1 protein-coding gene is annotated in these 1,002 nt (G+C 35.2%); it reads right to left on the bottom strand.

The genetic code is table 11. The features are described from left to right. Nucleotides 1-912: 912 nt before the first annotated feature. The coding region (locus tag LDK52_RS19865) for an ATP-binding protein (protein ID WP_277587425.1) at nt 913-1,002 on the bottom strand (90 nt) is incomplete at its 5' end.

Raw genomic sequence — 1,002 nt, 5'->3', positions numbered from 1 at the left:
GTTCGTCCTGAGCCAGGATCAAACTCTCCATAATAGTTGACTTCCGATTTGCGAAGCATTTCGAAAGGCAACAAATTAGAACTAGTTTAAAAGCTCATTTGTTTTGCTGGCATCATCATTAAATGATGTCAAAAATTGTTTTGCTATCATACTAACTAGGTTAGCTGACAACTGTATTTCTTAACGTTTTGCATGTTCAGTTTTCAATGTTCATGTTGTTATAAGTTGTCGTCTTGTTTCAGCGACCTTTGTATCTTAACACCCTTTTATTAACTTCGTCAACACCTATTTGTAAAGATATTGTATAGATTATGATAACATTTTATTCAGACAAATACAACAATTAATTAGAGTTGGTTTAACCCCTCTAAAACACTCACTTTACGTCAATGAATTGAATTTTTTACTGAACATAATTTGTTCTATGCTTCTTATTGAATTAATACTTTTAGAGCCTCTTTTAATTAAGTATATGCTTTCTAATCTATTTCGTCATGAACTTTATGGCGAATTAAGTTTTATTATAACCTCTCAAATTAAATAACTTCTTTTCAAATCTAATGAAATGAAATAACTATATAGAAGAAACTAAGAAAAACCGGGCAAAAAAAACGCCCGGTCTTCTAAAAAGAATAATGTAGATATGAAATTGATTTCCGCTCCGAGCGGACGCGTTCCGCGGGCACGGCTTCAGCCGGTTCCCTCGCTTACGCTCAGTCCAGGGTCTTCAGCTCGCGCTGTTCCCACTGGAGTCGCCGCTCTGCGCTCCAATCAATTAAATCCACTTTATATAAGCGGATAACTGGCTATAAAACCACTTAAATATACAATATAGATGTTTCATCTTAAAATATGTTGTAACCGTCAAGTGAAAACATACAGTTTTTGCTCGTTTGAAATGAACACTTTTGCTTAAAATACATGCTGCCTGTTTTTCATGCGATAGCTATCGCCCTCCATGTGAATAACCTCCACACGGTGTAATAAACGATCTAAAATGGC

Source organism: Psychrobacillus antarcticus (assembly GCF_029533155.1).
Classification (GTDB): Bacteria; Bacillota; Bacilli; order Bacillales_A; family Planococcaceae; genus Psychrobacillus; species Psychrobacillus antarcticus.
Note: the sequence above shows the minus strand (reverse complement) of the source record. Positions and strands in the feature narration are given on the sequence as shown.